Genomic DNA, 24,158 nt, shown 5'->3' with positions numbered 1-24,158 from the left:
ACAGAGTAACGAGATTTTCAGATGATATGACTCGATCTATCAGATCACTGTTCCGACCTAAACCTGTGAAGGATATTCTCCTCGCTCTCTTTCACCTGGCTTCAGTGACTTCGATGTAACTCTGGAGAAAGACTCACACTACTCTCTCGGAAGAACCATTCCAGATGTTCGTAAACCAAAATACAATCCTGCTCCCTACACGTACGCTCCCAGGGCGAGGAGGCCGTGGAGGAGGGCGAGCAGAAGGGTGAGCTTTCCCATTCGCATGTGCCATCTGAGGGGAAGCTTCCTCCTTCGCGCCGCATAGGCGAATCCCACGGTGAGGATGAGGGAGAGGATGCTCAGGAGCCCAAGCCAGAAGATGAGAGGCTTTCCAAGGATGGGGTAGTAGGCGATCGAGAGAAACATCAGCGCGTCTCCTCTTCCTCGAGGTAACCGATGAGATAGCGGTCGAGCAGAGCCCGTGCCCTCTCGGAGTGGGGCGTGCCCGAGCCCATGGGCCTCGTCTCGAAGAGCTCGGTGGCATCCTTGCCGCAGCCTTCGAGTATGGCCTTGCCACCCGGATGCCGGGCCACGAACTCGGTGAGGTCGTAGACCTTGTCGTGGATCACCATCCAGCACTCACCGGCCTCGGCGCGGCGGGCCACCTCCTCCATGGTGTAGAAGGGAAGGTCCGGAGGCGAGGGGGAGGCCTCCTCCGCCTGGGGGGCGGGCTCCGCGGCCTCTCCTGCGCCGAGGGCTGTGAGCAAGGCTCCTCCGGAGAGGACGATCAGTCCGAAGAGGATGAGCAGTATCGGTATCCGTCTCATGAACGCTCCTTCATACGAGGATTCACTTAAAATATATCCTTTCTGCAAAAAATATCCAGCATTTTAGTAAGATATAAGGACTACAAACATCACGATGCGAGAGATCGATGCCCCTGCGTGGTGATATACACTCCAGGCGAATGTCTTTATAGTGGGACTGTGAGCAACACCAGGAGGAAGCCCATGTCCAGTAACGCCTATTTCGACGAGGTGGCTTCGCAGTGGGATGCCATGTGAAAGGAGTTCTTCTCCGAGGCCGTGAGGGAGAAGGCCTACAACCTTGCAGGAGTAGCAAGAGGAACCGTGGCGGCAGACGTGGGATGCGGCACAGGGTTCATCACCGAAGGACTCCTTTCAAGGGGGGGTGGAGGTGAGTGCGGTGGATCAATCAAGGGCCATGCTCGAGGAGCTCGCGCGCACGTTTCCCGATGCCCTCATCGAGTGCCGACAGGGTGAGGCCGCACACCTTCCCATCGATGACGAGTCGGTGGACTACGTCTTTGCCAACATGTACCTGTATCACGTGGAAGACCCTCCCCGGGCCATCCAGGAGATGGCACGCATCCTCAAGCCGGGCGGAAGGCTGGTGATCACCGACCTCGACAGCCACGAGTTCGAGTTCCTCCGGACCGAACAGCACGACCGCTGGATGGGGTTCGAGCGGGCCGAGGTGGAGCGGTGGCTCAGAGCTGCGGGGCTTCGCAACGTGAGGGTGGAGTGCATCGACGAGACCTGCTGTGCCAGCTCTACATGTGGGTGTTCGAGCGCCTCGGTGAGCATCTTCGCGGCCTACGGGGAGAAGTGAGGCCTCCGGTGTTCCCCGTACCGCTCTTCCCCCTCTCAACGGGGGATGGGGGGAGCACACCTGTGGGGGACCCCCGTCTACCCACAAGCCACTCCCCCCCGATCAACGCCTCACCCTGAGGAAGCTCGCATTGACGGCCACGATCACCGTACTCAGCGACATGAGGGCCGCCCCGACGGCAGGCGAGAGGAGGAGACCGGTGAGGGGATACAGGACCCCTGCAGCGAGGGGAATCGCCACCACGTTGTAGCCCGTTGCCCAGAGGAGGTTCTGCACCATCTTCCGATAGGTGGCCCGTCCAAAGTCTATCAAGGCCGCCACGTCCGCCGGGCTGTCGTGTACCAGGATGATATCGGCGGTCTCTGCAGCTATGTCCGTGCCGGAACCGATCGCGATCCCCACATCCGCCTGGGCCAGCGCCGGGGCATCATTGATCCCGTCTCCGGTCATGGCCACGAACTCGCCCTTGGCCTGGAGTTCCTTCACCTTCTCCTGCTTCTCATGGGGAAGGACCTCGGCGAACACCCCATCGAGCCCCAGTTCCTTCGCCACCGCCTCCGCCACCTTTCTGTTGTCGCCGGTGAGCATCCAGCAGCGTATCCCCTTCTTCTGGAGTGTGCGTACCGCCTCACGCGACTCCGACCGTATCCTGTCGGCGAGCACAATGGCCCCTCGCACCTTCCCCTCCTCCACCACGTAGACCAGCGTGCCTATGTGGGAACCCTCAGTCTCGGGAACCGTGTACCCCCCCTCCTCGAGGGCGCGACGGCTGAGGAGGGCGATCCTCCTCCCGTTCACCACGCCCTCAACCCCCTCGCCCTTCCTCACGTAGAAGTCCTCCACAGGGAGAGGCGCAAGGCCCCTCTTCTCGGCCTCCTCCACTATCCCCCGCGCCACCGGATGCTCGGAATTGCGCTCGAGCGAGGCTGCCAGGGTGAGCAGCTCCTCTTCGGATCCCACAAAGGCCGCCACCCCTGCCACACCGAACCTCCCCTCGGTGAGGGTGCCGGTCTTGTCGAAGACCACGGTGGAGATCTTCCTCGCGTTCTCAAATGCCGTGCGGTTCCGTATGAGAAGCCCGTTGCGGGCCGAAAGCGAGGTAGAGACCGCCACCACCAGGGGTACGGCGAGCCCCAGGGCGTGGGGGCAGGTGATGACCATCACCGTGACCATCCGCTCGATGGCAGCAGCGAGATCCCCTGTGAAGACCATCCAGAGCACGAAAGTGAGGGATCCCGCCCCTATGGCGATGAAGGTGAGCCACTGCGCCGCCCTATCGGCGAGCCGCTGGGTCTTCGACTTGGTCCGCTGCGCTTCTTCGACGAGGTGGATCACCTTTTGGAGATAGGAGTCTTCACCCGTACCGGTGATGCGCACCGTGAGCACGCCATCTCCTTCACCGAACCACCTATCACCCCATCCCCGGCTCCCTTCTTCACCGGCACGGACTCCCCTGTGAGCATGGACTCGTTCACATAGCTGGTCCCCTTCACCACTTCACCATCCGCAGGGATCTTCTCCCCCGCCTTCACGAGCACCAGATCACCAGTGGCAAGCTCGGAGGTACGGACGTCCACCACCTCCTCCCCCTCCACCTTGTGGGCGGTGTCAGGCAGGAGTTGGGCGAGCTTCTCCAGCGCACGTGAGGCCCCGAGTACGGAGGCCATCTCGATCCAATGCCCCAGGAGCATCACATCGATGAGGGTGGCGAGCTCCCAGAAGAAGAACTTTCCGGAAAGCCCAAAAACCACCGCGGTGCTGTACACGTAGGCCACCGAGATGGCGAGGCCGATGAGGGTCATCATCCCGGGTTGTCTGCGCCGAATCTCGTCTCGTCCGCCTACGAGGAAGGGCCATCCGCCGTAGAAGAAGACAAGGCTCGAGAGGGCCCACAGGAGGTACTCCTGAGCGGGAAGGTCGAAAGAGAAGCCGAAGACCTCCTGAATGAGGGGCGAGAGGGCCAGTATGGGAAGGGTGAGGAAAAGGGAGACGAAGAACCTCCTCCTGAAGTCGCGGATCATGGCCTTGTGATGTTCCGCATGATCGTGCCCCCCTGGTGCTCATGTCCCCCATGGTGCGCGTGCCCGGCCTCTCCGGTGGGCCCCCCGTGGTGCTCATGGCCCTCGTGTCCCTCATGGTGGACAGGGTGATCGCCATGGGAAGAGTGCATCGGGGACGATCCGTGATCGTGCCGATGGGACGCGGGAGCATCCTCGTGAAGGGAGCCCATTCCGCCCCTCGAACGGGGAGTCCCCTCGGATGCCGGTACGAGGGGTGTCCCGTCCATAGGACACACCCCCTCCTGCTCGAAGGTCATACCACAGGTAGGACAGCGATAGCGGGTCATACGGTCCTCCCTTCATGATAGGTCTTGCTCAGGGGACCCTGCACACAAAGCGTCTGAAGACATCCACAAGGCCGAGGATCTCGTCCCTCTCGAGCACGAGTCCTGCCTTCAGGAGATTACCCCTGGTGTCCCTGTTCACGTTGAATCCAAAGAGGCTCCTCGTGAGAGGATTGTGGAGGTGCTCCCAGAGGGCGATGAGGGGGTGTCTGCTGAGCACATGCTCGAGGAAGATGAGTCTCCCCCCTGGCTTGAGCACCCGGCCGGCCTCTCTCAGGGCCCTCACCGGATCCGGGATGGAACAGAGGACGAAGGTCCCCACCACGAAATCGAAGGTGGCAGGAGGGAAGAAGAGCTCCTGTGCGTCCATCTCGAGCAGGGTCACCTTCAGACCCAGTCGTTCGGCCCGGGCCTTTGCGCGTTCGAGCATCTTCGGGCTGAGATCGATCCCCACGAGCTCCACCCCCTCGGGATAGTAGGGGAGGTTCTTTCCCGTACCCACCCCTATCTCCAGCACCTTTCCCGAGACCTGTGAGAGGGTCTCGCGCCGCCAGGGGGCGAAGAGCCGTTCCTCCACCCACGCCTCCACCCTGTCGTAGAACCGGGCGAACCTGTCGTACCTGCGCCGCGTACGCTCGGTAGCCCTATCCGACATGGTCGATCACCCGCGCGAGCTTCTCCTCCACCTGGGATGCCACCTCGAGGAGGCGTGGGTTCCCCACTACCTCCATGGCCTTAGTGGGCCGTATGGCCGCCACCACGGTGTGACCTTCCTTTCGATACACCACCACATTGCAGGGGAGCATGAGGCCGATGTCCTCTTCCAGCGAGAGGGCCTGGTGGGCGAGAGGCGGGTTGCACGCCCCAAGAATCACGTAGGGCTCCACCTCTTTTCCGAGCTTGGCCCTGAGGGTGGCCTGCACGTCGATCTCACAGAGGATGCCGAACCCCTCGCGGGAGAGGGCCTCCTTCACCATCTCGCAGGTCTCCTTTACCCCACGCGCTACCCTTTTCTTCATGGCATAGGAGGTATCCATGGAACAAGTATACATCATGCAATAATTGGTGTCAAATTTCTCGAAAATTTCGAGATCTTTTCTTGAGAAAATTAGCAATTTTTAAAGTCACCTCCCTACACAGTAAGTATTTTGTCTCTACTCAGGAGATAATTGAGTTGTTCAATAATCAAGCCTGGTTCCACAGTCGAAGTGCGATTCCTTACTCCTCCTTGCGGTTCAGTTAGGCTTCATTAGGAATGCTTTTCTCCCTATTCCACAATCGGACAGAGCCGGATCTCGTCCCTGAGGCCATCGCCCTCAACAGTGCAGGGAGCATGATCGCAGGGGGGTAGGCCTCCTGTCCGCAGTACAGTGGGGATTCAGCTCCCTTCTCTTCCTCGCCGCCGGGGGATACCTGGGTGCAGCGCTTTTGGGATTAGCAAGTAAGGATAAAGGAAACTATGATCCATAAAATCTTATAATTTTTATATACAAATCTGTAACATTTCATTGGTTTTCTTGTTTTATGTTGTAGATTTTAGTACTATATTCTCATGGAGGACGTATGAAACGATGGCTTTTGGTAGGAGTGGTTCTCTTCTCTCCCCTTCTGGGGATGGCGGCCGATGAGGAGGGTCACGAGGGACTCAGTGTGGAGGTGGTGCTCCAGGAGATCATGGCATCCCAGGGGGTAGAGCGGATTCAGGACGTGGATCCCGACAGGGTGGCGTCGGAGCTCCTCGAGGAGCTGGGCGATGCGGTGATGGAAGAGGCGCACCCCGGCGAGGCACACGAGATCATGGACGCCATGATGGGGGGGGAGGGTTCGGAGAGCCTCGCCGCCATGCACAGGGCCATGGGCTACCGCTACCTGGTGGCGCTGGTGAATGGCAGGGAGGACCTCTGGGGGTGGGGGATGATGGGTCCTGGTACGATGGGGGCCGGTATGGGTCCCTGGATGATGTACGGATGGGCCGGGGGCGAACCCGGCACCTTCTGGTACAGATACGGAGGTATCATCATGATGATCTTTGGATTTCTCATCCTTGCGGGTATCATCGCCGCACTCATCGTGCTCCTCCAGCAGAATCGGGGTATCTTCCGATCGCTGGGAGGGCAGGAGGATCCTCTCTCGGTGCTCAAGGCCCGTCTCGCGAGGGGCGAGATCACCGAGGAGGAGTACGAACGTCTGAAGAGCCGCATCCTCTCCTCTTAGGAGGAGCGGCACTACCTGGAGGAGGTATGTATGGCAGGTCTTTTCTCCTCACTCAAAGAGGGCGTGAAGCGCTGGATCGACTCCCTCGCAAGAGAGAACACCCGGACCTTCGGGACCTCCGGAAACCTTGACTGCTGCAACCTCCCTGGCAAACAGCCGGGCTCCTCTTCTGTGGCGAGGAAGAGGAGGCTCCCTACGGAGGAGGCAGCAGTCCCTGCAGGTGAGTACGACACGTACCTGCAGGCATACCAATCCATTACCACGGGAGGTTCCAGGATGGCGACGACCATACGCCTCACGATCGAAGGCATGACGTGCGATCACTGCGTCATGTCAGTGAAGAGTGCCCTCGTGAAGCAGGAGGGCGTGAAGGATGCGAAGGTAAGGATAGGGAGTGCAGAGGTGGAGGTGGAGGGGCAGGTGGATCCTCAGGCCTTAGTGAAGGCGGTGGAAGAGGCGGGCTACACGGCGAAGATCGCCTCGTGAGTGAAGGGGCGCGCTCGCGCCCCTTTTTCGATAGGCGGCTCTCCCGGATGACGGGGGGGATCTCTGTCTGTATCTTATGGGATATCATGTGAAGGAGTGGTCATGGCCGAACGAACGAGAGAGATGAGAGGGGTGCGGCCCCTTGTGCTCGATATAGAGGGGATGAGTTGCACCTCGTGCGCCCAGCGGGTGAAGAAGGCGCTCTCCTCCCGCGAGGGCGTGCGGGAGGCCGAGGTGGACTTTCCGTCCCACAGGGCCAAGGTGGTGGTGGAAGGGGCGGTTGCCATGGAGGAGCTCCTCAAGGCGGTGGAGGAGGCAGGCTACCGCGCCCGACTCGCAGAGGTGGGAGAGGTGGCGGTGAAGACCTACCGGGTGGAGGGGATGAGCTGCACCTCGTGCGCCCAGCGGGTGAAGCGGGCCCTCGAGAAGGTGGAGGGTGTGCAGGAGGCCGAGGTCTCCTTTGCCTCGGGCGAGGCGCGGGTGGTGCTGCAGGAGGAGGTGCCGGACGAGGTGCTCGCCCACGCGGTGGAGGATGCGGGCTACAGGCTCCTGTGGGAAGAGGAGGAGGATGCCGAGGAGCGGTACCTCAGACAGGAGCGGCGCAGGCTCATTGCGGCATGGGTCCTCACCGGTCCTGCGGCCGTGCTCATGGTGATGAGGATGTTCTTCGGTATCTCCCTCGTTCCTGTGGCGATCGTCCCCTGGCTGGACCTTGCGATCGCAGGTATCGTGGTGCTGGCTCTGGGCTGGCCGGTGGTGAAGTCCACCTGGTACGCCTTCAGGCATCTCTCGTTCACCATGGATTCCCTCATCGGTATAGGGGCCCTCGCCTCGCTCTCCACAGGTGTGCTCCGGCAGGTGGGAGTGGATATCGAAGATTTCTCCCTCGTGGGGGCCATGATCCTCTCCATCCACCTCATTGGCAACTACCTCAAGCTGGTGGCCACCGGCAGGGCCTCACAGGCGATACGGCGCCTCCTCGAGCTGGGGGCCAAGGTGGCCCACCGGATCCGGGAGGACGGGCAGATCGAGGACGTGCCGGTGCAGGCCCTCAGGAAGGGAGACCTGGTGCTCGTACGGCCGGGCGAGAAGATCCCCTCCGACGGGGTGATCGTGGAGGGGCATACCGCGGTGGACGAGTCGATCGCCACCGGTGAGTCGGTGCCGGCAGACAGGGGGCCGGGGGATCAGGTGATAGGGGCCACGGTGAACCAGCAGGGGGCGATCACGGTGCGTATCGAGAAGGTGGGCAAGGAGACGTTCCTCGCGCAGGTGGCCCGGATGGTGCAGGAGGCGCAGGCGAGCAAGGTGCCCATCCAGGAGTTCGCCGACAGGGTGACGGCGGTGTTCGTGCCGGTGGTGCTCTCGATCTCTGCCGCCACCTTCGTGGTGTGGCTCCTCCTCCCCGAGGCGCTCGGCGAGGTGATGCGCTGGGCGGCGGGGTTCCTCCCATGGGTGGATCCCTCGCGGGGAGTGGTGTCCATGGCCCTGTTCGCCGCCATCGCCACCCTGGTGATCGCATGTCCGTGCGCCCTGGGACTCGCCACGCCCACGGCCCTCATGGTGGGTATGGGGCTGGGGGCCGAGCACGGGATTCTCATACGGAGCGGCAAGGCCATCCAGATCGCCCAGAGCGTGCAGGATGTGGTCTTCGACAAGACCGGGACGCTCACCGAGGGGAAGCCCCGGGTGGTGGGCGTGTGGGCGCCGGGGGGTGAGGAGGAGCTCGCGCGGCTCCTGTGGGCGGTGGAGTCGGCTTCTGAGCACCCGCTCGCGCGCGCGGTGTGCGCGTGGGCGGAGGAGCGAGGGGCAGGAGGTGCGCAGGCGCAGGGGGTGGAGGCGGTGCCGGGCAAGGGGGTGCGCGGCGTGGTGGGGGGGAGCGTGGTCCTGGCCGGGAGGCAGGAGTGGCTGGAGGAGGAGGGGGTGGCGACGGAGGGCTTCGCAGGGGAGGCGGAGGCGGCCTACGGCAGGGGCGAGACCGTGGTGTGGGTGGCGCAGGACGGGAGGCTCGTGGGGCTCGTGAGCCTGGCGGATACACTCAAGCCCTCCTCGAAGGAGGCGGTGGAGGCCCTGAAGGAGCTCGGGATCCGCTGCATCATGCTCACCGGCGACAACGAGCGGGCGGCCCGGGCCATCGCCTCCCAGGTGGGGATCGACGAGGTGCGCGCCCGGCTCCTGCCCCAGGACAAGATCGGGGTCATCAGGGAGCTTCAGGCTCAGGGCCGGGTGGTGGCCATGGTGGGAGACGGGATCAACGACGCCCCCGCCCTCACCCAGGCGGATGTGGGGATCGCCATCGGCACGGGGACCGACATCGCCATAGAGTCGGCGGACATCACCCTGGTCTCGGAGAACATGCTGGGAGTGCCGCGGGCCATCGGGCTCTCGCGCGCCACGTTCCGCAAGATCCGGCAGAACCTCTTCTGGGCATTCTTCTACAACGTGATCGCCATACCCATCGCAGTGCTGGGCCTGCTCCACCCGGTGGTGGCAGAGATCGCCATGGCGGCCAGTTCGGTGAACGTGGTGACCAATTCGCTGAGGCTGCGCCGGGCGAGGCTGTGACATAGAAACGGTTCCAGGAAAAAAGAGAGGGGCACAGCGCCCCTCTCTTTTTCATGTGCGTGGAAAGCTAGATCCTGTAGATGCGCGCCTCATAGGGTCGGAGCCTTCCGGTCTCCGCATCACCCAGAGAGGAGAGAACGAGGGCAGCATCCCCTTCTTCCCATTCCTGTTCCTCAGGGGTGAGGTTGAGCACGATCCTGAATCCACCGTGCCCTGCCGTCCGGTCGTAGACCCACAGGTGGTCCGAGTCGAGATCGCGCATCAGGAGGTCGCCGTAGACCAGGACGTCGGCGTGTTCCTTCCTCATGCGGATGAGCCGCCTGTAGTAGGAGAGCAGGGAGTCGCGGTCGCTCTCCTGCCGAGCCACGTTGATGGTTCGATAGTTGGGGTTGAGCGGTATCCACGGCTCGCCCGTGGTGAATCCCGCGTGAGGGGCTGATGACCACTGCATGGGGGTCCGCGCGTTGTCCCTGCTCCTCGCCATGATCTCGGCCATCACCTCTCCCGTGTCCCTCCCCTCCTCCATGGCCCGTCGGTAGTAGTTGAGGGTCTCCACGTCTCGGTAGCTCTCTATGGAGGTGAAGTGGGCATTGGTCATCCCTATTTCGTCACCCTGATAGAGGTAGATCGTCCCCGGCATGGTGAGCAGCAGGGTGGCGAGCAGCTTGCCCGAGGGGAGCCAGTACTCCCCGTCGCAGCCGAAACGCGAGATACAGCGGGGAAAGTCGTGGTTGCCCAGGTAGAAGCTCATCCACCCTGCGCGGGAGAAGGCCCGGTACCAGGTATGCACGATGCGCTTGAACTGCGACCACCGCCAGGGATAGGGGTAGGGGTTGCCGAATCGGTACCCGTCGGGCCCAAGGTCGAGGAACATGTGGTCCATGAAAAAGATGCTCTTGAGGGCCTTGTCGTCGCCTACGAGATGGGGGAGATCGTCCGGGTGGACACCCGCACACTCCCCCACGGTGAGCACGTCCCTCCCATGGAAACAGCGCCGGTAGAGCTCTTCGAGATACTCCCCGAGGTGCGGGCCGTTCATGAAGTACGGCGTCCCGGGGGCGAGACCATCGGGGCCCACCTCTTCGCCGTCGGGGAAATCGGGATGTTTTGATATCACACTTATCGCGTCGAGCCGGAATCCGTCTATCCCCTTGTCGAGCCACCAGTTGACCATGCGATACAGCTCTTCCCTGAGCGGCGGGTACGCCCAGTTGAGATCTGGCTGTTCCCTGGCGAAGACGTGGAGGTAGTACTCCCCCGTGGCCTCGTCGTACTCCCATGCCGGGCCTTCGAAGAGCGAGCGCCAGTTGTTCGGCCGGTCGCGCCATATGTAGTAGTGCCGGTAGGGATCATCCCGCGAAGATCGGGAGGCGATGAACCACGGGTGCTGATCCGAGGTGTGGTTGAGCACCAGATCCATGACCAGGCGGATGCCCCTCGCATGGAGGGCACTGAGAAGCTCCTCCCAGTCCTCCATGCTGCCGAACTCCTCCATGATGGAGAAGAAGTCGCTGATGTCGTAGCCGTTGTCCACGTTGGGAGAGCGGTACACAGGATTGAGCCACACGGCGTCCACCCCCAGGGAAACGAGGTAGTCGATCCTCTGGATGATCCCTCTCAGATCACCGATTCCGTCGCCGTTGCTGTCCATGAAACTACGCGGATAGATCTGATAGACGATCGCCTCTTTCCACCACTGTCGAGACATGCTCCTTCCTTTCTTTCGAGTAGACTCGCGAGTATCGCGTGCGTCCCGGCTTTCAGCCCTTTATGGATCCCTCCATGAGACCACGCACGAAGTACTTCTGCAACCCGAGGAAGACGATCACCGGGAGTAACATGGTGACGAAAGCCCCCGACGTGAGCAGGTGCCAGTTCTGGCCCCTGGTATCCACCATGTTGAGGAGTCGCTGGGTGAGCACCTCCATGTTCTGGCCCACGCCGCTCAAGAACACCAGGGCCACCAGCAGGTCGTTCCACACCCAGAGGAACTGGAAGATGGCAAAGCTCGCGAGCGCCGGAGCCGAGAGCGGCACGATGAGCCGCGTGAAGATCTGGAAGTGGTCGGCCCCGTCGATGAGCGAGCTCTCGATGATGCTCCTGGGGATGGTGGAGATGTAGTTGAAGAGCAGGTACGTGGCAAGGGGGAGGCCGAACCCCGTATGGGCCAGCCAGATGCCCAGAAAGGTGCCGTTGAGACCTATCTTCTGGTAATCCCTGAGGATGGGAATGAGCGCCACCTGAAGCGGCACCACGAGGAGTGAGACGATGAGGGTGAAGAGCAGCTTCCTTCCGGGGAAGTCGAGCCAGGCGAAGCCATAGGCCGCGAGGGCGGCGAGGAAGATGGGTATGATCACCGAGGGAATGGTCACCGCGAGGCTGTTGAAGAAAGCTGAAGCCATATTGTCCCCGCGCACGGTCACCTTCCTGCCGTCTCGGGTGATGTAGGAGTAGTCGGCCCCTGCGAGCACCTGGCGGTAGTTCTCCAGGGTGAGCCCGCCTGGAGAGGAGAAGACCGTCCACCATCCCGATCTGGTTGCCTCCTCTCTGGGCCGCAAGGAGGTGATGAAGAGCCCCAGGGTAGGTATGGTCCAGACCGCGCAGAGCACTGCGAGGATGAGCCCCATGATCACCCGCCGAACCGTGGACATCTCTCTCATTTGAATACCTCCCTTCTCCCGAACTGTCTGAGGTTGTACCAGATGATGGGAATCACGGCCAGGAATATGACCACCGCGATCGCCGAACCCCTCCCGTAGTGGAGGAACTTGAACATCTGCTTGTACTGCTGGCTCGCGAGCACCTCGGTACCGTAGAGTCCGTTCGTCATGGTGTAGACGATGTCGAAGATCTTGAGCGTCACCAGTATGATGGTCGTGGAGACCGAGACGATCGTTCCCTTGATACAGGGGATGAGTATCTTCACCGTGGTGACGAGTTCCCCCGCCCCGTCGATGTGGGCCGCCTCCCTGAGCTCCTTTGGGATACCCTTGAGTGCGGCCGAGAATATCACCATGGCGAATCCTGTATAGAGCCATACGAGTATCACGATGAGGAAGAAGGTGTTCCACGGCCTCAGTACGATCCAGTTCTGCGGCTCCCCTCCAAGGGCCACCACGAGGGCGTTGAGTACGCCGTACTGAGGAGAGCCTGGGGGCTGGTAGGCATAGACGAAACGCCATATCACCCCCGCCCCCACGAACGAGATGGACATGGGAAGGAAGATGAGCGTCTTGACCGTGCGCTCGAACGGCACCCTGTCGGCCAGGAGGGCCACCACCAGGCCGAAGAAGACCACCAGACCGGTGCCCACCACGAGCCAGACGAGGTTGTTCACGAAGGCGATACGCATCGTCCTGTCGGTGAATATGTAGAGGTAGTTGGCAAGTCCCACGAACCCGGAACCCATACGATCGAAGAAACTCAGGTAGAACGTGCGCACGATGGGGAGGAAGAGATACCAGCCCATCACCAGGACCGCCGGCCCCACGAACACGAAGGGGACGATCCTCCGTTGCCATTCCATGGGAAGGCTGCGTACCAACGTGCAGGCGGCGAGGAAGAGTCCGAGGAGGGTCCCGCATCCCCACACGATGGCGAGCAGCGTCATGAGGAGCCTCGCCTCACGCATCACCTTGAGGAGCGAGAATCCGACGTAGAACCACACCGACACCCCTGCGAGGAGGAGGATTCCCGCCAACACCCTCGAAGCCAAGAAGCCCGTATTGCGAATCTCATGAGAACCATGCATACTTTCCTCCACGAAGAAGGAGGCCGAAGCCCCAGGGGCTTCGGCCCCGGCATACGGAGCTGGCTCGGGTTTTACCTGGGCCAGCTTGCTTCTATCTGGTCGAGCACGGTTTCAAGAGGCACACCGGAGACCAGGTCCGCCATCCCGGTCCAGAAGGTTCCGGCACCCACTTCGGCGGGCATGAGGTCGGAGGCGTCGAACCTGAAGACGTCGGCGTTCACGAGGATCTCTGCCATCTTCCGCTCGAGCTGGGAGCTGTAGTCGTCGAGGTCCTGATTCTTGTAGGGGAAGAGTGCCCCACCGGCCTGCGCCCAGATCTTCGCGGAGTCCCACGTGGTGAGGAACTCGAGGAACGCGCGCACTTCGGGAGTGTCCCTGAACATCACGAACTGGTCGCCGCCGCCCAGCACCGGGGTTCCCCAACGCGGATCGATGGACGGAAGGGCGAACACTCCCACCTCCTCGTCGAGGTTGGCCTGGATCTCCTCTGGCATGAATCCGGTCACGAAGTTGCCCTGGCGGTGGAGGATGGCCCGGGGAGGATTCTCGAAGAGCGGGAGCACGGCATCCTGGAACCGGGTGGTGAGGATATTCTGCGGCCCGCCGAGCACGTAGCGCTCGTTACCCCATATCTCCATCATGATCTCGCCCGCACGCTTGACCGCCGGATCGTCGAACGGGATCTCGTGATTCACCCACTTGTCGTACACCTCGGGCCCCGCGGTCCGAAGCATGATGTCCTCCATCCAGTCGGTGGCGACCCACCCCGTGGCCGTCCCGCTCTCCATACCGATGGACCAGGGCACGTAGCCTTCAGATGCGATCTGCTCGGTGAGGGCCATGAGCTCGTCCCACGTGGCGGGGATCTTCCATCCCTTCGACTCGAAGAACTTCTTGGGGTACCAGACGAGGCTCTTGATGTTCACCCGGTGGAACACGCCGTACACCTTGCCCTCGTACGAACCGAGCTCCTTCCACACAGGCTTGTAGTTTTCGTCTATCTTCGCCACCACCTCGGCGGGAAGGGGGATGATCTGCCCCTTGCCCGCAAACCGTTTCATGAGCCCGGGCTGGGGGAGGGCGGCGATGTCGGGCGGGGTCCCCGCCTCCACCTGGACGAAGATCTGGGTCTCGAACTCGGGCGATCCCTCGTAGATCACGTCGATCCCGGTTCGATCCTCGAAGGGCCGTATGGCCTCCTCGAAACGGGCGGCCTCTTCACCGCGGAACGCGCCGAACACGCGCACCACACGGCCACCTGTCTGCTGCTGCTCCTGCGTGCCGGTGGCAAGCAACAGACTGCAGGTCGAGGAGATCACCAGGAGAAACAGTGCGACACGTCTCATTACTACACTCCTCTTTGCGAAATATGCAGGATCAACGATCCTGTATCGTCAGGTGGTGGATCGCTCCACCACCGAGAGCTCCAGAAACACCTTCTGGGCCGGCAGTTCAGGGTTCTCGAGGTGCGAGAGAAGGATACGCGCGGCGATCATCCCCGACTGATCGAGCGCCTGGGAGATGGTGGAGAGTCCCAGGTAGCCGGCCATGTCGAGGTCGTCGAACCCCAGTATGGCGAGCTCGCCCGGCACGCTGATCCCCCTGTTGCGGGCGGCCGACAGCAGGCGTGCGGCCACGATGTCCGAGGCGGCGAAGACCGCCTCTCCCACCGCGTGGTGGGCCACGAACTCCTCAACCTGGTCCTGTATCGTGTGCTCTTCGAATTCGCACATGGCGACTCGTACGGAAGATCTGGATATCCCTTCCTCCTCGAATCTGGAAAGGAAACCATCGAGACGCTGCTCGGTGGCATCCAGGGTGAACCGTTTCCTGGAGAACTCCCCTATGAAGGAGAACCGACGATATCCCTTCGAGAGCAGGTAGGAGGCGGCGAGCCTTCCCCCCTCCCTGTTGTCGATGAGCACGGACGAACAGCCGGGCAGGGCGCTCTCCACCGATACCACAGGAATGCGGAGATCGAGGAGACGTTCGAGGAGCTCTCCCTCCATCATGAGGCTGAGGGAGACGAGGGCGTCCACACGCCCCCCCATGGAGAGCAGCTCGAGATACTCCTCGAGGTGGGTCTCGCTCTTCACCGTATAGATGATCACCTCGAAGTTCTCGGGGCCGAGCACCTCGGAGACGCCTCGTATGCGCTGCACGAACGAGGCCTCAGTGAAGAAGGGGGTGAGGACGCCGACCCTTCGGAGATGTTTCCTCGCTCGGGCGGCTGCATCGGCCGCGGGTTCGAACCCCAACTCCGCAATGGCCGCTCTGACCTTCTCTCTGGTGGCGGGTCGCACCATCGAGGGTGAGTTGAGTACCCGGGAGACCGTCGAGATGCTCACTCCGGCCATTCTGGCCACATCGTATATGGTAGGACGTCTGGGCATGCTTCACCTGTATGAAAGTGCTTTCATGAATACTCTTTCATTATACCACAGAAACGTCATCTGTCAAGCAAAAATTGTCATATCGGGCACAAAGGAAACAGGCCCCCAGAAGCGGGGGCCTGTCCGGAGGGAACCGCGATCAGCCTACGGTGAGGCCTGCCTCTGCATACTCCTTGAGGGCCTTCTTGAGTCTGTCGTGATTGATCGCGTAGAGGGCGACGAGGATCTCGCCTACCCTGAGATGCTGCTGGCCCTTCTCCATGCGCTCCCGCTGAATCATGAGGGCCACGTCCACCTGGGTTTCGGTGACATACCCCTTAGACACCAGGAACTCTCCAAACTTCATAAGGACCTCCTGGGAGGGCTTACTTACAGTATAGTGCGTCGATGTCGAGAATGCAAAGGAAACGAGCAGGTTGTGGCCTTTTTTTCGAAATATCGTTATGTTTATGGTACAACACATTATAACAGGCACTCTATATTAGGGAGGCGACATGAAGAGTTTCACGTTCTGGAACTATACGAGGGTGGTGTTCGGTCTCGAGGCGGAGAAGGAACTTCCCTCCTACATTCCTCTACTGGGCAAGAAGGTCCTCCTGCACTACGGCGTCGGGAGCATCAAGAAGATCGGACTCTACGACGTGGTGGTGAAGGCCTTGAAGGATGCAGGGGTGGAATGGCTCGAGCTCGGTGGGGTGAAGCCCAATCCACGCCTCAGTCTGGTCCATGAGGGTATCGATCTCTGCAGGAAGGAGGGTGTCACCGGGATCCTCGCGGTGGGCGGCGGGAGTGTGATCGATTCGGCCAAGGCGATCGCGGCCGGGGTGAAGTACGAGGGCGATGTGTGGGACTTCTATGCGGGGAAGGCCCAGCCAAAGGAGACCCTCCCGGTGGGCGTGGTGCTCACCATTCCTGCGGCGGGAAGCGAGACGAGCGGGAGTTCGGTCGTCACCAAAGAGGAGGGGCAGCTGAAACGGGGTATCACCTATGATATCCTCAGGCCTCAGTTCGCCATCCTCAATCCCAAGTGGACGCTCTCCCTGCCGTGGTACCAGACGGCGTGCGGCATAAGCGACATGCTCGCCCACGTGATGGAGCGCTACTTCACCACGGTGCCTCATGTGGAGCTCACCGACCGTATGGCCGAGGGGGTGATGCGCACCATCATCCACCAGGCGTACCGGCTCAAGGAGAACCCCGACGACATCGACGCCCGGAGCGAGATCATGTGGGCGGGTACGGTGGCGCACAACGACCTGCTCGGCACAGGGCGCGAGGGTGACTGGACGAGCCATGGCATCGAGCATGAGATAAGCGGTATCTACGACCTCGCCCACGGCGCGGGGCTCAGTATCGTGTTCCCCGCATGGCTGAAGTACGTGCTCCCCAAGCGCACCGAGAAGATCGCCCAGTTCGCCCACAGGGTGTTCGGGGTGGACTACTACTTCGACAATCCAGAAGAGACGGCACGAGAAGGTATCCGGCGGCTCGAGCAGTTCTACCGGGACATGGGGCTGCCGGTACGGCTCAAGGAGGCGGGGATCGACGGCTCCCGCATCAGGGAGATGGCCGAGAAGACGCGGGACGGGAAACGGCCTGTGGGGAGCTTCGTGCAGCTCTCCACGGACGACATAGAGCACATCCTCACGCTCGCGCTCGAGTAGGTACGAGAGTGGGTCAGCAAGGGCCGCCCTTCGGGGCGGCCTTTTTCGTGAGGGGATTCGGGGGAGTCTGCGGGGTTCCCATAGGGGATGACAAGGAGAGTGGGATGAGTGAAGGAGGTGGGGTATCCTGCCGATAGCATGAACGATGAGACGTGTGCTCTTCCTGCTCGTCTTCAGCGCCACGCTCATGGCGGAGTCCTGGCACGAGGAGGGGCTCGCCTCGTGGTACGGACCGGGGTTCGCAGGCAAACTCACTGCTTCGGGCGAGGTCTACAACCCGGAGGAGATGACCGCGGCGCACAAGAGCCTGCCGTTCGGTGCGCTGGTGCGGGTGTGGTGCCGGGAGACGGGGCACGCGGTGGTGGTGCGGATCACCGACAGGGGGCCGTTCGTGGAAGGAAGGGTCATCGATCTCTCGCGCCGCGCAGCCGAGATGCTGGGGTTCCTGGAGGAGGGGACGGCCCACGTGAAGGTGGAGCTCCTCGCGAAAGAGGGGCTTCCTCAGGGTGGTGAAGGAGAGAGGGTGGTGTACCTGCAGGTGGGAGCCTTCCGGAAGGAGGCAAATGCCCTCAGGCTGGGGGTACGGCTCGCCGAGGAGGGGGTCTGGCCGGAGGTGCACCGCGGGGAGGATGGGGTGTACCGGGTGGTGGTGGCAGCGCAAGAGGAGGAAGAGGCGCGGAGGCGGCTGGAGGGCATGGGACTCCTCGCAGTGAGGTGGAAGCCGCGCTAACCCCAGCGTTCAATATTCCCGGGAAAAAGAAGAAGGGCGATCAAACTGATCGCCCTTCCCGAGGAGGGTATGAGACGCAAAGGGCATCACTGTTCCAGGAGGGCGTCCACCCCCACGGTACTGGACCAGCTCCCCTTCTTCCAATCAGGTTCCAGACTCCAGACGAGCGTACTGCCGTCCTTGAGCTTGAGTCTGTAGAGACCGACCACCGGATTCGCACCGGAAAGGTCGGTCACAATCCGTACGAATGCACCGCTCGAGATCCGAACCGGATAGGTGGCACGTCCGTCTTTCATCGTGATCTCGGCCGCATCTTTCACGGTATTCTGATCGTCCGAGACCTCTATCCTCACCTTCACCGTATCCCCTTCACCGAGCACGGCATTCGCCTCGAGCAAAGAGATGCCAGCCGAGAGACTCCGCCACTCAGTGGTGTGCGTGCCGCTCGCCGAAATCTTGAACTCATGCGTCTCGGCGAGGGTCCTGATCTCATCGGCATTGAGGATTCGCGGGATGATACGCAGGTCATCCATACCACCCACGAGCGGACCATGATCGGGGAAGTAGGTGGGGTCGGCGTCCGCACCGAGCACGAGCGGGGAAAGCGCGCCACTCTTCCCGGGGGTCACATCCCTGGATGCCACTTCCTCTCCGTTGATGTACACCCTCATGGGGATGGTGCCTGCATTGAACCCGCCCGTGACTGCGATGTGGTACCACTTCCCTACCTCAAAAGGATATTCCACATCGATCTGGAAGTCGGCGTCGGTCTCGTCCTCGTAGTACCACCCAAGCCCGGTGGGACTTGCGAAGAGCGCAAAGTAGATGGGATTCCGGGAGGCGTCGAAGATCGACCTGAGGCCTTCTTCGTCCGTGGTGGGCTTGTACCACAGGGAGATGGTGAACACCCCCTCAGGAGGAATCACAAGCCGCTGGGCACCCTCTGTGGCCTGATAGAGGGGATCCTCGAGCACGAGGCGGGAGGAGCCGTCGAACAGCACGGCCTTCCCTGCGACCCCTTCCTCAAACGTAATGTTGCCCTCCGGCACTGCCTTCACCCCGGAGCCCGAGAGGTTCACAAAGTCTCCGTCGAAGTTGAACCACACAGGAGGCTTCCTGAGCACAAGCCCTCCCTTTAACTCTATACGAATGGGCTCAAGCCCTCCTATCCTCACCTCATGTACCCCACTCTCCTCGAAGGTGTATCTGAACGTCACGGTCTCTCCCTTGCGTGGGGGGAGGGAGAGCTTCTTCTTCTCCACCACCTTTCCGTCCACCACGAACTCCACCACACGTTCCTCTGGTTCGCGCGTGACGTTCTGTTCCTCAACCTGAAACTGGTAGAGCCCGCCCATGCGGTTCACGGCAAGGAGCCTCTCCGCGGTCATCGCCATACGATAGGCGGTGAGCACCTCTTTGATGGCGTAGTAGGCGGGCTTGGGCCTGTAGTGCTCGTCGAAGATGAGGGCGGAACCCTCGCCCGGGAAGTGCGAAGGGATCCACGAGTACTTGTCGGTGAAGCCCCAGACCTGGATCGCCTCCACCGCAGGCTGCATGAGGCACTCACGCACCACGTTCCGGTAGATCTCGGCCTGTTTCTCGAGGTGTTCCCTCGTGTACGGCATGGGAAGCCGCACGTCCATCTCGGTGACGTAGAGTTTGAGTCCCAGGTCTGCGAACCGCTGCATGTTGCGCCTGAAGCTGAGGACGTCGAGGCCTCCCACGGTGAGATGCATCTGGAACCCTATCCCGTGGATCGGTACCCCTCGGTCGAGAAAGTCCTTCACCATGGCGTAGACCGCATCGGATTTCGGATTGATGGTCTCGATGTTGTAGTCGTTGTAGATGAGGATCGCCTCGGGATCGGTCTCATGGGCCCATCTGAAGGCCTTCTCGAGGTACTCGGGCCCTATCGTGGAATACCAGATACTCGACCGCAGATCTCCGTTCTCCTCGAACGCCTCGTTCACCACATCCCATACCTTCACCTTGCCTTTGTAGTGCGTCACCACTGTGGTGATGTGGTCGTGGAGGACGCGCTCGAGCTCCTCCTTGCTCCAACTCCCGAGGGTGAGCCACTTGGGAAGCTGACTGTGCCACACCAGGGTGTGACCGTGCATCACCATGCCATTCTCGAGGGCAAAATCTACAATTCTGTCCGCCACCTCGAAGTTGTAGTCGTCCTTCGAAGGACGGAGAGAGTCCCACTTCATGGAGTTGCCCGGTGTGACGATGTTGAACTCGCGCTTCACGATCCCGGCGTAGGTCTTCGCATCTTCAAAACCAAAAAACCAATCGTCGATGCCCAAGCCGATCTTTATTCCGAGCGCATCCGCATCCTCGCGGAGCGGGGGCGGGGTGAGCGTCGTGGTCATGTGGGGGGGGGCTATCCTATCGGTCTCCACCCGGTCAGGAGCGCCTCCCGCCTCCATGGAGGTGCATCCTGCAAGAAGAGCGAACAACATCCCGCCTGTAACCAGGATCAGGGGACGGATTCTCATGCGTACCTCCTCAAGCGTGCCATCATCCCAACAAATAAAAATAAAATTTTTTAAAAAGTCTTTTATTATTGTAGGGGCATTTTCTACATCTGTCAAGTTTTTTACATCTTGACTTTTTCCGGGAATTCGCTATAATTAGAACTATAGCATTTTATCTATATTAGAATACTATTATTAATCTGGAGGAATCATGAAATACCTCATCGTAGGTGGTGTGGCAGGCGGAGCGACCACCGCAGCGAGACTGCGGAGAGTCGACGAAGAGGCCGAGATCGTCATGTTTGAGCGGGGAAGGTACATCTCCTATGCGAACTGTGGACTCCCCTATTACGTGGGCGGGGTGATCCCTGAACGCGAGCGGCTCTTCGTTCAGACACCAGATACATTCAAGGCCATGTTCAACGTTGACGTGAGGGTTCGCCATGAGGTGCGATTCATAGATCGGGAAAAGAAAGAGGTGGTGGTGTGCAACCTGGAAAGCGGAGAAGAATACCGCGAGTCGTACGACAAGCTGGTCCTCTCGCCGGGTGCAGAACCGGTGCGCCCCCCCATCCCCGGCATCAACGACGAGCGCATCTTCACCCTGCGATCGGTCGACGATACCGATGCCATCGTACACTTCATCGAGGAGAAAAAGCCTCGCAGGGTGGTGATCGTGGGGGCCGGGTTCATCGGACTCGAGATGGCCGAAAACTTCCACTCCCGGGGACTCAGGGTCACCATCGTTGAGCTCGCACCCCAGGTCATGAACGTGCTCGACTTCGAGATGGCCGCCGAGGTCCACCAGCACCTCAAGACCAAGAACGTGGCCTTCTTCCTCGGCGATGCGGTGAGCGCCTTCGAACGCAACGGGGACGAGCTCCGCGTACAGCTCAAGAGCGGGCGCACCCTGGTGTGCGACTTCGTGCTCCTCTCGATCGGTGTGCGGCCCGACAGCCGCCTCGCCAAGGAGGCGGGACTCGAGCTCGGTCCTCGCGGGGGCATCAAGGTGAACGAATACCTGCAGACCTCTGATCCCGACATCTACGCCGTGGGCGATGCCATCGAGTTCCCCAACCCCATCACCGGCAAGTCGATGCCCACCTTTCTCGCGGGCCCCGCGAACAAGCAGGGCCGTATCGTGGCCAACAACATCGTCGAAGGGAACAGGTACACCTACAAGGGCGCCATCGGCACGGCCATCGCAAAGGTGTTCGACCTCACCGTGGCCTCCACGGGCATGCCCGAGAAGGTCCTCAAGGAAGAAGGCATCCCCCACCAGGCGGTCATCGTGCATCCGGGTTCCCACGCAGGCTACTATCCCGGCGCCCAGCCCATGACCATCAAGCTCGTCTTCTCCCCGGACGATGGCCGGGTACTCGGCGCCCAGATCGTGGGCTACGAGGGGGTGGACAAGCGGATCGACCTGCTCGCCTCGGTGATCCAGCGTAAAGGCACGGTGGTCGAGCTCACCGAGATCGAGCACGCCTACGCCCCGCCCTACTCCTCTGCAAAGGATCCGGTGAACATCGTGGGCTTCGTGGCCGAGAACGTACTTCTTGGAAAGAGCCGACACATCCACTGGTACGACATTCTCAACGCACCCCAAGGTGAATACTACCTGGTGGACGTGCGGACGCCAGAGGAGTACGCCCTCGGCACCATCGAGGGGGCGGTGAACATTCCGGTACAGCAGCTTCGGGCCCGTATTGCGGAGATCCCGAAGGACCGGAAGGTGGTGGTCTTCTGCGGGGTGGGCTTCCGCGCCTACGTGGCGGAGCGCATCCTCAGGCAGCATGGGTACACAGAGGTTTTCAACCTCTCAGGTGGCTACAAGACCTACCAGCACGTCACCCAAAAGCAGGGCAACGAGGACATCTTCGAGGGCGACGTGATAGAGAAAGACGACATCCTCTACCAGCGGGGCACGGGACGACAGGGTGTGCTCGAAGTGCGCAGGTTCGAGGTGGATGCGTGCGGGCTGCAGTGTCCCGGTCCGATCATGCGTCTCAAACAGGCCATGGACGAGGCCTCCCCGGGCGACCGCATCGTGCTCAAGGCCACCGACCCCGGATTTGCGAGAGACGTAGAGGCCTGGTGTTCCATGACAGGTAACAAGCTGGTGAGTCTGGAACAGGAGCGCGGCGTGATCACGGCTGTGGTGGAGAAGGCCGGCCCCCATGGAGCCCAGACCGAGCCCGTACCTCAGGGAGAGGGGGCTACCATCATCTGCTTCTCCGACAATCTCGACCGCGCCCTCGCCGCATTCGTCCTCGCCCAGGGAGCTGCGAGTGCAGGGAAGAAGACCACCATGTTCTTCACCTTCTGGGGACTCAACATCATCAAGAAGCGGAAGAAGCCCCGGGTGAAGAAAGACCTCATGGGGAGACTCTTCTCCTGGATGCTCCCCTCCCATGCAGGAAAGCTCGGTCTCTCCAAGATGAACTTCGGCGGCATGGGTGCGCGGATGATGCGCGGGAGAATGAAGGCCAAGCAGATCGCATCGCTCGAGGAGATGATAGAATCGGCCCTCGAGGCCGACGTGCGAATCGTTGCCTGTCAGATGTCCATGGACGTGATGGGTGTATCGAAAGAGGAACTCATCGACGGCATCGAGATAGGCGGGGTTGCCACCTACATGGAGGCGGCATCCAGGAGCACCATCAATCTCTTCATCTGAAACAGTGCCCGTTCAATGAGGGGCCGGTTCCCTCGCGGAGCCGGCCCCCTTCTTTCTCCCGGGCATGAGGGCGAGCGAAACGCCTGCCACCACCACCGCCCCTCCCACCCACTTGAGGGGTGAGAGCGCCTCCCCCAGCACCACCAGGGCCGCAAGCACGGTGATGAAGGGAATGAGATTGATGAAGACATTGGCCACCGCCACCCCCAACCGGTGGATGGCCACCTGATACGTCCAGTAGGCCAGGGCCGAACACCCAACACCGAGGAAGACGACATGGACGAGGATGAGGCCATCGAGCAGCTCAACGTGCTGGGCCTCTGTGGGAAGAAAGGGGAGGAACGCGAGCGTCCCTGCCACGAAGTGCCAGAAGACCACCACCAGGCGGTCGTTTCTTTCGAGAACGGGTCGTGAGAGAAAGCCGTAGGCCACCCAGCTTGCCGCAGCACCGGCCATGAGGAGGTATCCTGCAGGCCGGCCGGTGAGCCTGAGCCCCTCACGAACGATGAGGTATACCCCGGCAAAGGAGAGGAGGGCACCGATCCCCTCCCGCACTTCCATACGCCTGTGGAACACCACCACCTCAGCGAGAAGGGACACGATGGGAATACTCGCAACGATGAGGGAGGCATCCGAGGCCGGAAGGTGTACGAGTCCATTGTTCTCAAAGTAGAAATAGAGGGTCACCCCTATCACCCCTCCTGCGATGAGGAGAGGAACCTCCCGCTGACTCACCCGAAAGTTCTTTCCCTGCAAACGCAGCAGGAGCGCGAGCACCCCTACCCCCATAGCGAACCGTATGAAGGCCAGCATCATGGGCCCGAAGGCGGCAAGGGCAATCTTTGTGGAGACAAAGGAGATGCCCCACACCACCACAGAGAAGAGCATGGCCGCCACGCCGATGAGCTTGTCTCTCTCCATGGCGTGATACTAGAAAAAAGGCCTTCCAATTGCTAGTATGTGGGCGTCCGTTCCCATCACGTGTCACGGTTGGAGAGACACATATCCCGTCACCATCACACGAGAAGGAGGCAGGCGATGCGGACCTGTACCATCGAGAAGAACAAGGCCCGGTGCAACTGCACCTATCCCTGTTCCAAAAAAGGAATCTGCTGCGAGTGCCTCGCCTACCATCGAAGCATGGGGGAACTTCCCGCCTGTTACTTCCCTCCCGAGGCGGAGAAGACCTACAACCGTTCCATCGAGTACTACCTCAAGGTGACGGGCAGGGCATAAG

General features: G+C 61.2%; 21 protein-coding genes and 1 pseudogene. 9 read left to right on the top strand and 13 right to left on the bottom strand.

The window, feature by feature from the left end:
* Nucleotides 1–195: 195 nt before the first annotated feature.
* On the bottom strand, nucleotides 196–408 hold the full coding sequence (locus tag SPITH_RS03730) for a hypothetical protein (protein WP_014624384.1): 213 nt from the start codon (nucleotides 406–408) through the stop codon (nucleotides 196–198).
* On the bottom strand, nucleotides 408–809 hold the full coding sequence (locus SPITH_RS03725; protein ID WP_014624383.1) for a cytochrome b5 domain-containing protein: 402 nt from the start codon (nucleotides 807–809) through the stop codon (nucleotides 408–410). The genes SPITH_RS03730 and SPITH_RS03725 overlap by 1 nt, the downstream gene beginning before the upstream one ends.
* 379 nt (nucleotides 810–1,188) lie before the next feature.
* Between SPITH_RS03725 and SPITH_RS03720 the strand changes: the two genes are divergently transcribed.
* Complete coding sequence (locus tag SPITH_RS03720; protein ID WP_218915791.1) at nucleotides 1,189–1,614, top strand: class I SAM-dependent methyltransferase; 426 nt, start codon at nucleotides 1,189–1,191, stop codon at nucleotides 1,612–1,614.
* A gap of 102 nt (nucleotides 1,615–1,716) precedes the next feature.
* Here the strand turns inward: SPITH_RS03720 and SPITH_RS12930 are convergent.
* A pseudogene (locus SPITH_RS12930) lies at nucleotides 1,717–3,784 on the bottom strand (copper-translocating P-type ATPase).
* On the opposite strand from SPITH_RS12930, the gene SPITH_RS12270 reads away from it, so the two are divergent.
* Nucleotides 3,677–3,979, top strand: a complete 303-nt coding sequence (locus SPITH_RS12270) for a hypothetical protein (RefSeq protein WP_041624000.1) — start codon at nucleotides 3,677–3,679, stop codon at nucleotides 3,977–3,979. The pseudogene SPITH_RS12930 and the gene SPITH_RS12270 sit on opposite strands and share 108 nt — an antisense overlap.
* A gap of 10 nt (nucleotides 3,980–3,989) precedes the next feature.
* Here the strand turns inward: SPITH_RS12270 and SPITH_RS03705 are convergent, their stop codons facing one another.
* Both SPITH_RS03705 and SPITH_RS03700 read right to left on the bottom strand, forming a co-directional pair.
* Nucleotides 3,990–4,613, bottom strand: a complete 624-nt coding sequence (locus SPITH_RS03705; RefSeq protein ID WP_014624382.1) for a class I SAM-dependent methyltransferase — start codon at nucleotides 4,611–4,613, stop codon at nucleotides 3,990–3,992.
* Complete coding sequence (locus SPITH_RS03700) at nucleotides 4,603–4,995, bottom strand: DUF302 domain-containing protein (protein ID WP_014624381.1); 393 nt, start codon at nucleotides 4,993–4,995, stop codon at nucleotides 4,603–4,605. Before SPITH_RS03700 ends, SPITH_RS03705 begins: the two co-directional genes overlap by 11 nt.
* 526 nt (nucleotides 4,996–5,521) lie before the next feature.
* Here SPITH_RS03700 and SPITH_RS12725 point away from each other — a divergent pair.
* The 3 genes from SPITH_RS12725 (at nucleotide 5,522) to SPITH_RS03685 (ending at nucleotide 9,223) form a co-directional block, all read left to right on the top strand.
* Complete coding sequence (locus SPITH_RS12725; protein WP_014624380.1) at nucleotides 5,522–6,172, top strand: SHOCT domain-containing protein; 651 nt, start codon at nucleotides 5,522–5,524, stop codon at nucleotides 6,170–6,172.
* Nucleotides 6,173–6,202: 30 nt separating this feature from the next.
* Entirely contained in the window at nucleotides 6,203–6,658 is a 456-nt protein-coding gene (locus SPITH_RS12380; RefSeq protein ID WP_014624379.1) for a cation transporter, read from the top strand.
* A 102-nt stretch (nucleotides 6,659–6,760) separates the two neighbouring features.
* Nucleotides 6,761–9,223 (top strand): heavy metal translocating P-type ATPase, encoded by a 2,463-nt coding sequence (locus SPITH_RS03685; RefSeq protein ID WP_014624378.1) that lies wholly within the window; start codon nucleotides 6,761–6,763, stop codon nucleotides 9,221–9,223.
* A 67-nt stretch (nucleotides 9,224–9,290) separates the two neighbouring features.
* Here SPITH_RS03685 and SPITH_RS03680 read toward each other — a convergent pair whose 3' ends face one another.
* From SPITH_RS03680 to SPITH_RS03655, 6 genes are all read right to left on the bottom strand, one after another.
* Nucleotides 9,291–10,931, bottom strand: coding sequence for an alpha-glucosidase (locus SPITH_RS03680; RefSeq protein WP_014624377.1), 1,641 nt, complete (start codon nucleotides 10,929–10,931; stop codon nucleotides 9,291–9,293).
* A 52-nt stretch (nucleotides 10,932–10,983) separates the two neighbouring features.
* A complete protein-coding gene (locus tag SPITH_RS03675) occupies nucleotides 10,984–11,883 on the bottom strand; it encodes a carbohydrate ABC transporter permease (protein ID WP_014624376.1) in 900 nt (299 codons plus the stop codon).
* Nucleotides 11,880–12,974, bottom strand: a complete 1,095-nt coding sequence (locus SPITH_RS03670) for a carbohydrate ABC transporter permease (protein ID WP_014624375.1) — start codon at nucleotides 12,972–12,974, stop codon at nucleotides 11,880–11,882. The genes SPITH_RS03675 and SPITH_RS03670 overlap by 4 nt, the downstream gene beginning before the upstream one ends.
* A 71-nt stretch (nucleotides 12,975–13,045) precedes the next feature.
* Complete coding sequence (locus SPITH_RS03665; protein ID WP_014624374.1) at nucleotides 13,046–14,320, bottom strand: ABC transporter substrate-binding protein; 1,275 nt, start codon at nucleotides 14,318–14,320, stop codon at nucleotides 13,046–13,048.
* A gap of 48 nt (nucleotides 14,321–14,368) precedes the next feature.
* Entirely contained in the window at nucleotides 14,369–15,340 is a 972-nt protein-coding gene (locus SPITH_RS03660; protein WP_281047836.1) for a LacI family DNA-binding transcriptional regulator, read from the bottom strand.
* A gap of 166 nt (nucleotides 15,341–15,506) precedes the next feature.
* Entirely contained in the window at nucleotides 15,507–15,713 is a 207-nt protein-coding gene (locus tag SPITH_RS03655) for a cyclic di-GMP-binding domain-containing protein, MshE-related (RefSeq protein ID WP_014624372.1), read from the bottom strand.
* Between the two features lie 148 nt (nucleotides 15,714–15,861).
* On the opposite strand from SPITH_RS03655, the gene SPITH_RS03650 reads away from it, so the two are divergent.
* Both SPITH_RS03650 and SPITH_RS03645 read left to right on the top strand, forming a co-directional pair.
* On the top strand, nucleotides 15,862–17,031 hold the full coding sequence (locus SPITH_RS03650; protein WP_014624371.1) for an iron-containing alcohol dehydrogenase: 1,170 nt from the start codon (nucleotides 15,862–15,864) through the stop codon (nucleotides 17,029–17,031).
* Nucleotides 17,032–17,176: 145 nt separating this feature from the next.
* Nucleotides 17,177–17,761, top strand: a complete 585-nt coding sequence (locus SPITH_RS03645) for a septal ring lytic transglycosylase RlpA family protein (protein ID WP_014624370.1) — start codon at nucleotides 17,177–17,179, stop codon at nucleotides 17,759–17,761.
* Between the two features lie 86 nt (nucleotides 17,762–17,847).
* Here SPITH_RS03645 and SPITH_RS03640 read toward each other — a convergent pair whose 3' ends face one another.
* Entirely contained in the window at nucleotides 17,848–20,262 is a 2,415-nt protein-coding gene (locus SPITH_RS03640; RefSeq protein ID WP_014624369.1) for an endo-1,4-beta-xylanase, read from the bottom strand.
* 190 nt (nucleotides 20,263–20,452) lie between these two features.
* On the opposite strand from SPITH_RS03640, the gene SPITH_RS03635 reads away from it, so the two are divergent.
* The gene (locus tag SPITH_RS03635) at nucleotides 20,453–22,921 is read left to right on the top strand and encodes an FAD-dependent oxidoreductase (protein ID WP_014624368.1); all 2,469 of its coding nucleotides are present in this window, start codon (nucleotides 20,453–20,455) and stop codon (nucleotides 22,919–22,921) included.
* A 12-nt stretch (nucleotides 22,922–22,933) separates the two neighbouring features.
* On the opposite strand, the gene SPITH_RS03630 is transcribed toward SPITH_RS03635, so the two are convergent.
* Nucleotides 22,934–23,842 (bottom strand): DMT family transporter, encoded by a 909-nt coding sequence (locus tag SPITH_RS03630; RefSeq protein WP_014624367.1) that lies wholly within the window; start codon nucleotides 23,840–23,842, stop codon nucleotides 22,934–22,936.
* A 117-nt stretch (nucleotides 23,843–23,959) separates the two neighbouring features.
* Between SPITH_RS03630 and SPITH_RS03625 the strand changes: the two genes are divergently transcribed.
* A complete protein-coding gene (locus SPITH_RS03625) occupies nucleotides 23,960–24,157 on the top strand; it encodes a DUF6485 family protein (protein ID WP_014624366.1) in 198 nt (65 codons plus the stop codon).
* Nucleotide 24,158: the final 1 nt, after the last annotated feature.

It is taken from the genome of Spirochaeta thermophila DSM 6578 (assembly GCF_000184345.1).
Taxonomy (GTDB): domain Bacteria; phylum Spirochaetota; class Spirochaetia; order Winmispirales; family Winmispiraceae; genus Winmispira; species Winmispira thermophila.
The sequence above is the reverse complement of the archived record's forward strand: the minus strand, read 5'-3'. Positions and strand labels throughout refer to the sequence as shown.

Coding starts and splice junctions, on each gene's coding strand:
- SPITH_RS03730 (WP_014624384.1), bottom strand. CDS start 408: ATGTTTCTCTCGATCGCCTACTACCCCATCCTTGGAAAGCCTCTCATC.
- SPITH_RS03725 (WP_014624383.1), bottom strand. CDS start 809: ATGAGACGGATACCGATACTGCTCATCCTCTTCGGACTGATCGTCCTC.
- SPITH_RS12270 (WP_041624000.1), top strand. CDS start 3,677: ATGTCCCCCATGGTGCGCGTGCCCGGCCTCTCCGGTGGGCCCCCCGTG.
- SPITH_RS03705 (WP_014624382.1), bottom strand. CDS start 4,613: ATGTCGGATAGGGCTACCGAGCGTACGCGGCGCAGGTACGACAGGTTC.
- SPITH_RS03700 (WP_014624381.1), bottom strand. CDS start 4,995: ATGGATACCTCCTATGCCATGAAGAAAAGGGTAGCGCGTGGGGTAAAG.
- SPITH_RS12725 (WP_014624380.1), top strand. CDS start 5,522: ATGAAACGATGGCTTTTGGTAGGAGTGGTTCTCTTCTCTCCCCTTCTG.
- SPITH_RS12380 (WP_014624379.1), top strand. CDS start 6,203: ATGGCAGGTCTTTTCTCCTCACTCAAAGAGGGCGTGAAGCGCTGGATC.
- SPITH_RS03685 (WP_014624378.1), top strand. CDS start 6,761: ATGGCCGAACGAACGAGAGAGATGAGAGGGGTGCGGCCCCTTGTGCTC.
- SPITH_RS03680 (WP_014624377.1), bottom strand. CDS start 10,931: ATGTCTCGACAGTGGTGGAAAGAGGCGATCGTCTATCAGATCTATCCG.
- SPITH_RS03675 (WP_014624376.1), bottom strand. CDS start 11,883: ATGAGAGAGATGTCCACGGTTCGGCGGGTGATCATGGGGCTCATCCTC.
- SPITH_RS03670 (WP_014624375.1), bottom strand. CDS start 12,974: ATGCATGGTTCTCATGAGATTCGCAATACGGGCTTCTTGGCTTCGAGG.
- SPITH_RS03665 (WP_014624374.1), bottom strand. CDS start 14,320: ATGAGACGTGTCGCACTGTTTCTCCTGGTGATCTCCTCGACCTGCAGT.
- SPITH_RS03655 (WP_014624372.1), bottom strand. CDS start 15,713: ATGAAGTTTGGAGAGTTCCTGGTGTCTAAGGGGTATGTCACCGAAACC.
- SPITH_RS03650 (WP_014624371.1), top strand. CDS start 15,862: ATGAAGAGTTTCACGTTCTGGAACTATACGAGGGTGGTGTTCGGTCTC.
- SPITH_RS03645 (WP_014624370.1), top strand. CDS start 17,177: ATGAGACGTGTGCTCTTCCTGCTCGTCTTCAGCGCCACGCTCATGGCG.
- SPITH_RS03640 (WP_014624369.1), bottom strand. CDS start 20,262: ATGAGAATCCGTCCCCTGATCCTGGTTACAGGCGGGATGTTGTTCGCT.
- SPITH_RS03635 (WP_014624368.1), top strand. CDS start 20,453: ATGAAATACCTCATCGTAGGTGGTGTGGCAGGCGGAGCGACCACCGCA.
- SPITH_RS03630 (WP_014624367.1), bottom strand. CDS start 23,842: ATGGAGAGAGACAAGCTCATCGGCGTGGCGGCCATGCTCTTCTCTGTG.
- SPITH_RS03625 (WP_014624366.1), top strand. CDS start 23,960: ATGCGGACCTGTACCATCGAGAAGAACAAGGCCCGGTGCAACTGCACC.